Here is an 8,783-nt window from a genome sequence, read left to right as displayed (position 1 = left end):
ATTCAATGCAAAAATCAAGGCTTTCAGGGCTGCTTTAAGAGGGGTGACAGACATTAAGTTCTTTCTTTTCAGACTTACAAGGCTATATGCTTAATCCCCATGGTTTGTCGGGTGAGCCATAATGTGGGTTCACCCGATAGATCGGCTGAACTGTAATTGCGAATGCACCGTTAATTTATTAAAAAATCCACGGGTTGCTTGAAATTTTGAAATATATTTACCTTTCTGGTGTATGTAAAATTCTTCTTCGATGAATGGCCTGTTCATGCTCAATGAATGGCATGTTCATCGGCCGTGAATGGCCTGTTCATCGAGCGTGAACAGCCTGTTCATCGAGCGTGAACAGGCCATTCATTTTTGGTATATTTTTGTTGGTTATTAACGTATTGTCTGTCAGCGTGTTACAAACTTTGTTGGAAGTTACGTTGCGGAATAGAATCACTTTCTGAATTTTTATTACATATTTGGCGTTCTCGTGTAGATTTCCGTTTGACGGATATCTGTCTGTGGCGTTTTTTATCTTCAGTTTTTGCCGTGTAGGGGAGGTCTTCAAGTCCGGTTGCTGTGTTTTGTTACATCGAATGTGTATGTCCGGCCCGGATGTGGGTATAAGAATGTATTGTAAAACATAAGAAAAAACGGAGTGTTGCCATAGAAAAACGGAGTGTTGCCATTAATAAAAAGGCAACGGACGTTTGTTTGTCCGCTGCCTTTAAAAATATGTGTGTTTTTGGGTTTCTGGTTTACAGAGAACTTAGTTCTTCTTCCATAGATTTGTCATGTCCTCGAGAGTCTTGCCCTTTGTTTCAGGCACAAGCTTCCATACGAATACTGCGGCCAAGGCGCATATTATGCCATAAAGTCCGTATGTGAACCAATGGCCGAAGTTGGCATCGTTTCCAAGTTGCATGTTGAACATGGGAACGAAAGTCGAACTTACAATCCAGTTGAATATCCATTGGAATGCCACGGCTATGGCCACGGCCTTGCCGCGGATGGTGTTGGGGAATATCTCGGCTATCAGTACCCAGCAGATGGGGCCCCAGCTGAACATGAACGATGCGCTGTATACCATGATGCTTATCATGGTGATGAGGCTCATGGCCGGGTTGCCGAATGTTGCCGCCACACCGAACGCACCTATCGCCATTCCTATCGAGCCGTAGATAAGCAGAGGCTTTCTGCCCCATTTTTCTACGGAGAATATAGCCACGAGAGTGAAGAGGATGTTTACTATACCCATCATCACAGTGTTCACCATAGGATTTGTCATGCCCATGTCTCCGAATATTCGCGGAGCGTAGTACAGCACGGCGTTTATGCCTACAGCCTGCTGGAATACGCTCAGCATGATGCCGATGAAGATGACGAGCCATCCGTAGGTGAGAAGTTTTTCCGTCTTTTCCGTAATGGTGTTCCTGATGTCGTCGAGAATGCCGGCTCCTTCTGATTTGCCGTTTATGCGCTGCAGGATTGCGAGAGCCTTGTTGTCCTGTCCTATCATAACGAGATAGCGTGGAGTTTCCGGAACAAAGCATATAAGAAGGGCGAACAGGCCTGCCGGAACAGCCTCGCTGCCGAACATATATCGCCATCCCGTGGAGATTGTCCATGCCGCCTCATCGGGATTTATTACCTTAAGAGCTTCGATAACGGGGTTTACATTGTTGCCGAGTATTATGAAGTTTACAAAATAAACCACCAATTGTCCGAAGATGATGGCAAACTGGTTCCACGATACGAGTGTGCCGCGAATGTTGGAAGGTGCGACCTCCGCTATGTACATCGGGCATATCGCCGAGGCAAGTCCCACGCCTACGCCGCCGATCACGCGGTATATGTTGAACATTATAAGGAGGCTGAATGACGCTTCACCGTGATTGAAGAGCAGAAACTCCGGTTCCATGGAGCCGAGTGCGGATATGAAAAAGAGCATGCCGGCGAGAATCAGCGACTTCTTGCGTCCCAGATTTGAAGCAAAGAAACCGGACAGGCCGCTTCCGATGATGCATCCCACCAGTGCGCTTGCACAGGTGAAGCCGTGCCATCCGTCGGTGTAGATGAAGTCGGGGGCGTTGAGGAAAAAAGCCTGAAGACCTTTTTCAGCTCCGGAAATCACAGCGGTGTCGTAGCCGAAAAGCAAACCGCCCAACACGGCTACCATTACGATTGAAATTAGGTAGGATTTACTTCCTTTTTGATTTTGTTCCATTTTTTCTTTTTAGGTTTTATTGTTATTTTAAACATTGGTTTCAATAAACGCGTCGTCTTTGCATAATCAAAGTGGACTTTGTTATGGTTAAGACCTGGGTCCTGTTTTACTGATACTTTTTGTTAAACGCTGTAATAGTTTTGTTTCAGATTTACAAATGGTCTGACAAAATTACATTTTTTTTGCTTGAAAACTTTGCTATAAAGAAACTTTTTAACTAATTTTGTCGGTGGAATAAATGAAATAACCGACAGACAATCAAATAATCAAAAACAATCAGAATATGAATAGTAGACTTTTTGCCTGTGCTTTGGCTTTCTCTGCAGCTGTATCTTCATACGCCCAGACGCATGTGATGACAGTGGATACAAAGAAACCCGGAGCCATCGTACAGAACACAATGTACGGTCTGTTTTTTGAAGACATTAATTATGCTGCCGACGGGGGGCTGTATGCCGAGAAAGTGAAAAACCGTTCTTTCGAGTTTCCTCAAAGTTTTATGGGATGGCAGACGTTCGGGAAGGTTGAGTTGAAGAATGACGGGCCGTTCGAGCGTTGTCCCCATTATGTGATGCTTTCCGATCCCGGACACCGTGACCGCCGTACGGGCTTGGTGAACGAGGGGTATTTCGGAATAGGAGTGATTCAGGGAGAGGAATATCGTTTCTCTGTTTGGGCAAAGGCACCTAAAGGCACTGCTGGGCTTAATATTCAGCTTATAGACCCAAGCACGATGAAGGAAAGACAGGAGTTCGCATCGGCAAAGCTTAAGATTACCTCAGCGGAATGGAAGAAGTATGAGGTTGTTATAAAGTCGCCTGTTACAAACGCCAAGGCCCGGCTTCGTATCTATCTTGACGGCAAGAACAGTGTCTGTCTTGAGCATGTGAGTCTTTTCCCCGTGAATACGTTCAAGAACCGTGAGAACGGTATGCGCCGTGATCTGGCACAGGCTTTGGCCGACGAGAATCCCGGAGTATTGCGTTTCCCCGGAGGATGTATTGTTGAGGGCGTGGATCTTGAGACACGCTATCAGTGGAAGAACACCATAGGACCGGTAGAGAACCGTCCGTTGAACCAGAACCGCTGGGAGTATACTTTTGCCCATCGCTATTTCCCTGACTATTATCAGAGCTACGGACTTGGATTCTTTGAATATTTCCAGCTTTCCGAAGATATCGGTGCAGAGCCGCTGCCGGTTCTTAATGTAGGCATGGCATGCCAGTTCCAGAATCCAGACGAGACGGCACATGTCGCAATGGATGCCCTTGACCCATATATTCAGGATTGTCTCGACCTTATAGAGTTTGCCAACGGAGACACTACAACGGTATGGGGACGCAAGCGTGCGGAAATGGGACATCCTGCGCCTTTCAACCTCAAGATGATTGCCGTGGGCAACGAGCAGTGGGGTGAGATGTATTTCAAGCGTCTTGAGCCGTTTGTAAAGGCTATCCGGGCAAAATATCCTAAGATAAAGATTGTAGGTACAAGCGGTCCTGATTCTGAGGGAAAGATGTTTGAGGCAGGATGGAAAGCGATGAAAGAGCAGAAAGCCGACCTCGTGGATGAACATTTCTATCGTCCTGAGGCATGGTTCCTGAGCCATGGCCTGCGCTATGAGAGCTACGACCGTAAGGGGCCAAAGGTGTTTGCAGGAGAGTATGCCTGCCATGGCAGGGGCAAGAAGTGGAATCATTATGAGACCTCGCTGTATGAGGCTGCCTTTATGACAGACTTTGAACGTAACGCTGATGTTGTCCACATCACGGCCTATGCCCCGTTGTTTGCGCATGTGGAGGGCTGGCAATGGCGTCCGGACCTTATATGGTACGACAATGTGCGGATGTTCAAGACTGTCAGCTATTATGTTCAGCAGATGTATGCCTCAAACAAAGGCACAAATGTTCTGAAACTGACTATGGGCGGCAAGCCGGTGGCCGGACAGGAAGGGCAGGACGGACTGTTTGCAAGTGCGGTGGCTGACAAGGCAAACGGCTCGGTTATCGTAAAGGTTGTCAACACATCAAAGACTCCACAGGACGTGAGTCTGAATCTTGCCGGTATGAATGCCAGACCGGATGTTGAGACCATAACCTTGTCAAGCACGGAAATGGATGCCGACAATACTCTTGACAATCCGGAGAGGATAGTTCCCCAAAGCGGTACATTGCGCTGTGAGCAGGGTAAGAAGACTACGATAGTCAACGACAGGCTGCAGCCGATGACGTTCCGGATATATAAGGTATTCAAGAGCGGAAAATAACATAAAGACGTATTTTTTAAATAAGAAAAGAGGAATTGCGGATAAAACAACTGCAGTTCCTTTTTTCTTTTAATGTCAGTTATAGATGTCTAAAACGTATTATTGTCGATTTTTTTTTGTAAATTTGCAGCGTAATGTATACTTATAGCACATGAGTGTTGCAGAACTGTTGAATGATAGAAGTGAGGCGAGGCGTTTTTCTTTTGAAGTGCTTCCGCCGCTGAAAGGAAACGGTACGGAGCGTTTGTTTAATACCATAGACAAGCTCAGGGAGTTTTGTCCGATGTTTATTAACATAACAACCCATCACAGTGAGTATGTGTATAGACAGATGGATAACGGATTGCTGCAGCGTAACCGTGTGCGCCGTCGTCCAGGAACTATAGCGATTGCTGCTGCGATACAGAACAGGTATGGTATTCCTGTGCAGCCTCATGTCATTTGCAGTGGAGTGACGGTAGAGGACATTGAATACGAATTGCTTGATTTGCAGTTTCTCGGTATCAGTAATATATTGCTTTTACGTGGCGATAAGGCAAGGGATGACCGTATGTTTGCTCCTACTGCCGGTGGTCATGAGCATACTACGGACTTGATACGTCAGGTAAATATGTTCAATGAAGGATATTTTGCAGACGGCTCTCCTATAAAATGTCCGGGAGTGAAGTTCGACTATGGGGTGGCCTGCTATCCGGAGAAGCATGAGGAAGCGCCTAATCTTGAAATGGATATGATGTATCTTAAAGAGAAGCAGGATATGGGTGCAGGCTATGCCGTGACACAGTTGTTCTACGACAACCGGAAATATTTTGAATTTGTCGACAAGGCCCGTTCAATGGGTATCACCATTCCTATAATTCCGGGTATAAAGCCGTTTTCAAAGTTAAGCCAGCTCACTGTAGTCCCGAAGACTTTCCATTGTGACATACCGCAGGAACTTGCATCTGAGGCCGTGAAGTGCAAGAATGATGACGAGGCAAGAATGCTTGGCATAGAGTGGGCCGTGTCGCAGTGCCGTGAGCTTTACGGGAAAGGTATCGGCAACATACATTTCTATACGGTGTCGGCTGTGGATTCTGTGGCGGAAGTGGCGAGAAGATTGTCGGTATGACGGGGAGGCTGTTTGGAATAATCAGGCTTTGCGGTATGCCTTTGAAATAGATTGCAGGCCTGAGGCCGGGATAAAACATGTTTTGGCTATGCAGGGGCGAAGCGTTTATTGAATACACAATTTGAAATAAATATATGTATTAATGTCATTCGGTAGATGAAGTTTAGTGAGGTAATAGGGCAGGAGGAAGTCAGGAAACGTCTTGTCGGAATGGTTTCCGGAGGGCGATTGCCGCATGCGATGATGTTTTGCGGTCCTAAGGGATGCGGAAAGATGGCTTTGGCTCTTTCTTTCGCATCTTATCTGCTGTGTGCGGGGCGTGACGAAAGTCATGAGGCTGACTCTTGCGGCATTTGCCGTCAGTGCGCGATGCTCCGTAAATGGGAACATCCCGACCTCCATTTCACCTATCCTACGATAAAACTGCCTTCGATGTCGTCTGACCATAAGCCGGTAAGTGACGATTTCTCACGTGAGTGGCGTGAGATGTTGCGCTCCGAAGGGCCTTATTTCACAATGGACAGATGGCTTCGTGAGATGGGTGCGGAAAACCAGCAGGCAATAATAACAGCAGGAGAAAGTGACAGCCTGACGCGTAAGCTGAGCATGAAGTCGAGTCAGGGTGGTTATAAGGTATCGCTGATATGGTTGCCGGAGCGTATGAATGCCGAGTGTGCCAACAAGTTGCTGAAACTGATAGAGGAACCGCCTTCACAGACAGTGTTTATAATGGTTTGCGAGGAGCCTGACAAACTTCTTGAAACCATACGCAGCCGTACGCAGCGTATTGATATCCATAAGATAGACAACGGAAGCGTGGAGAAGGCCATTATGGCACGTGACAGGAACATGACGCCCGAAGATGCCCGCCGTATAGCAAGGATAGCCAACGGCAATTGGCTTAAGGTTATTGAGGAAACCGCTCCCGGGAATGAGGCGATGGAGTTTCTTGACCTTTTTCAGATGCTTATGCGTCTGGCCTACATGCGGAATGTGAAGGAATTGAAAAAGTGGAGTGACACATTGCAGTCATTCGGACGGGAGAAGCAGAAACGCTTCCTTGATTATTTCATGCGGCTTATACGCGAGAATTTCATGTATAATTTCCGGGAGCCGTCCTTGGTTTACATGACCTCGCGTGAAGAGGAGTTTGCACGTAACTTCTCTCGTTTTGTAAATGAGTATAATATATTTCCGATATGCGACCTTGCCGGCAGGGCTGCGAGAGACATAGGGCAGAATGCCAATGCCAGAATGGTGTTTTTCGATTTTGCCATGCAGATGATAGTGCTGCTTATACAGAAGAAAGAGAATAGTTGAAACAATATATCACAAATATATAATCTATGGACTATAAAGATAAGGAATTTGAAATATACAGAGGCTGCGACCGGGGGCTTTGCCGTCGTGCTGTGGGGCGTCAGGACAGGCAGTTGAACACTTATGACTGGCTCGCCGACGTACCGGGGAATGCCGATACGACAGATTTGGTTGAAGTGCAGTTTAAACATACCCGTAAGGGATATTACCACAATGTGAACAATCTTGAGCTTAAGAAAGGCGATGTGGTGGCAGTAGAGGCAAATCCAGGCCACGACATAGGTGTCGTGACACTTACCGGAAGGCTTGTGAAGCTTCAGATCAAGAAGGCAAACCTGAAATCGGCAGACGATATAAAGCGTATATACAGGCATGCCCGTCCTGTGGATATGGATAAATATAAGGAAGCTAAGGGCAGGGAACATGCCACGATGATACAGAGCCGCCAGATAGCGAAGGATCTTGGCCTGAAGATGAAGATTGGCGATGTGGAATATCAGGGCGACTGCAATAAAGCCATATTTTATTATATTGCTGATGAGCGTGTGGATTTCAGGCAGCTGATAAAGGTGCTTGCCGACACGTTTCATGTGCGTATCGAGATGAAACAGATTGGGGCGCGTCAGGAAGCCGGTCGGATTGGAGGTACAGGTCCTTGCGGACGTGAGCTGTGCTGTGCCACATGGATGAAGAACTTTGTTAGTGTAAGTACAAATTCAGCGCGCTTCCAGGATATCTCTCTGAATCCGCAGAAGCTTGCAGGAATGTGTGCGAAGCTGAAGTGTTGTCTTAACTATGAGGTTGACGATTATGTCGAGGCCGGACGTCTCCTGCCAAGCAAGGAAGTTGTATTGCAGACGATGGACAGTGACTATTATGTGTTCAAGAGCGACATTCTTGCAGGACTTATAACCTATTCAACCGACAAGAACATTGCCGCAAACCTGGAGACAATCACTGCAAAGCGTGCAAAGGAGATAATCGAAATGAACCGCAGGGGCGAGAAACCGGATACTCTTTCCGAAGACGACGGGGATAAAGAAAGCGGAAAGTCGGTGGATTTGCTTGAGGGTGACAGTATAAGTCGTTTTGACAAGACAAGGAAGAAGAAAAAGAAAGCGCAATCAAAGCAGCGGGGTATCGGCCAGCCCCAACAGGCAGATACAGGCATCGAGCAGCATGCCCCTCGCAGGGCAAACCGTCTGAATGACCAGTCAAACGGGCATGATTCCGTTTCAGGGCAGACAAACAATAAGTTCCAGCAGAATACAGGCGGAAGGAATGCTATGGCAGGGAATGGTCAGAATGACGGCAATGGTCAGCCACGCAGGCCGAGGCAGCAGAGAGGAAAGGCAAATAACCGTCAATCAAAAAGCAACGGTCAGCAGAATGTCAAGGAATAATTGTTTTTTTCAAATATCAATGATGGTGATTACGGTTGCCGCGGCTCTTATGTCGTGCAACCGTAATACTGTTTATGATCATTATGAACATACCCCGTTGAAAGGATGGGAGCGTATGGACACGCTTATGTTCGGTATCGGTCCTATGGCGTCGGCCGCACGGTATAATCAGGAGATAGGTATACGTATAAGCGGAGAGTATCCGTTTATGAGTGTCTCATTGATTGTAGAACAGCATGTATTTCCGGCCGGCACTGTCAGGTGTGATACGGTAGACTGTCATTTTATAGGTAATGACGGCATGATAAAAGGCCGTGGTGTGGGTAGTTTCCAGTATATGTTTCCTTTTGCGGTGTCAGATTTGAATGAAGGAGACTCTATAGCCGTGTATATCCGTCATAATATGAAACGTGAGACTCTTCCTGGAATATCGGATGTAGGACTGCGTGTCTCAAGGCAGTGAAACGACCG

Annotated in this window: 6 protein-coding genes; 5 read left to right on the top strand and 1 reads right to left on the bottom strand. The window is 46.9% G+C overall.

The window, feature by feature from the left end:
• Positions 1–754: 754 nt before the first annotated feature.
• Complete coding sequence (gene xylE / locus HPS56_RS06415) at positions 755–2,212, bottom strand: D-xylose transporter XylE (RefSeq protein ID WP_172275327.1); 1,458 nt, start codon at positions 2,210–2,212, stop codon at positions 755–757.
• A 283-nt stretch (positions 2,213–2,495) separates the two neighbouring features.
• On the opposite strand from xylE, the gene HPS56_RS06410 reads away from it, so the two are divergent.
• The 5 genes from HPS56_RS06410 (at position 2,496) to HPS56_RS06390 (ending at position 8,775) form a co-directional block, all read left to right on the top strand.
• Entirely contained in the window at positions 2,496–4,478 is a 1,983-nt protein-coding gene (locus HPS56_RS06410; protein WP_172275326.1) for an alpha-L-arabinofuranosidase family protein, read from the top strand.
• A 151-nt stretch (positions 4,479–4,629) separates the two neighbouring features.
• Positions 4,630–5,589 (top strand): methylenetetrahydrofolate reductase [NAD(P)H], encoded by a 960-nt coding sequence (metF, locus tag HPS56_RS06405; protein ID WP_172275325.1) that lies wholly within the window; start codon positions 4,630–4,632, stop codon positions 5,587–5,589.
• Between the two features lie 156 nt (positions 5,590–5,745).
• Positions 5,746–6,909, top strand: a complete 1,164-nt coding sequence (locus tag HPS56_RS06400) for a DNA polymerase III subunit (protein ID WP_172275324.1) — start codon at positions 5,746–5,748, stop codon at positions 6,907–6,909.
• 26 nt (positions 6,910–6,935) lie between these two features.
• A complete protein-coding gene (locus HPS56_RS06395) occupies positions 6,936–8,312 on the top strand; it encodes a PSP1 domain-containing protein (protein WP_172275323.1) in 1,377 nt (458 codons plus the stop codon).
• A 19-nt stretch (positions 8,313–8,331) separates the two neighbouring features.
• A complete protein-coding gene (locus tag HPS56_RS06390; RefSeq protein WP_253952404.1) occupies positions 8,332–8,775 on the top strand; it encodes a gliding motility lipoprotein GldH in 444 nt (147 codons plus the stop codon).
• The last annotated feature ends 8 nt before the right edge of the window (positions 8,776–8,783 follow it).

Source organism: Xylanibacter muris, from assembly GCF_013166605.1.
Lineage (GTDB): Bacteria > Bacteroidota > Bacteroidia > Bacteroidales > Bacteroidaceae > Prevotella > Prevotella muris.
The sequence above is the reverse complement of the archived record's forward strand: the minus strand, read 5'-3'. Positions and strand labels throughout refer to the sequence as shown.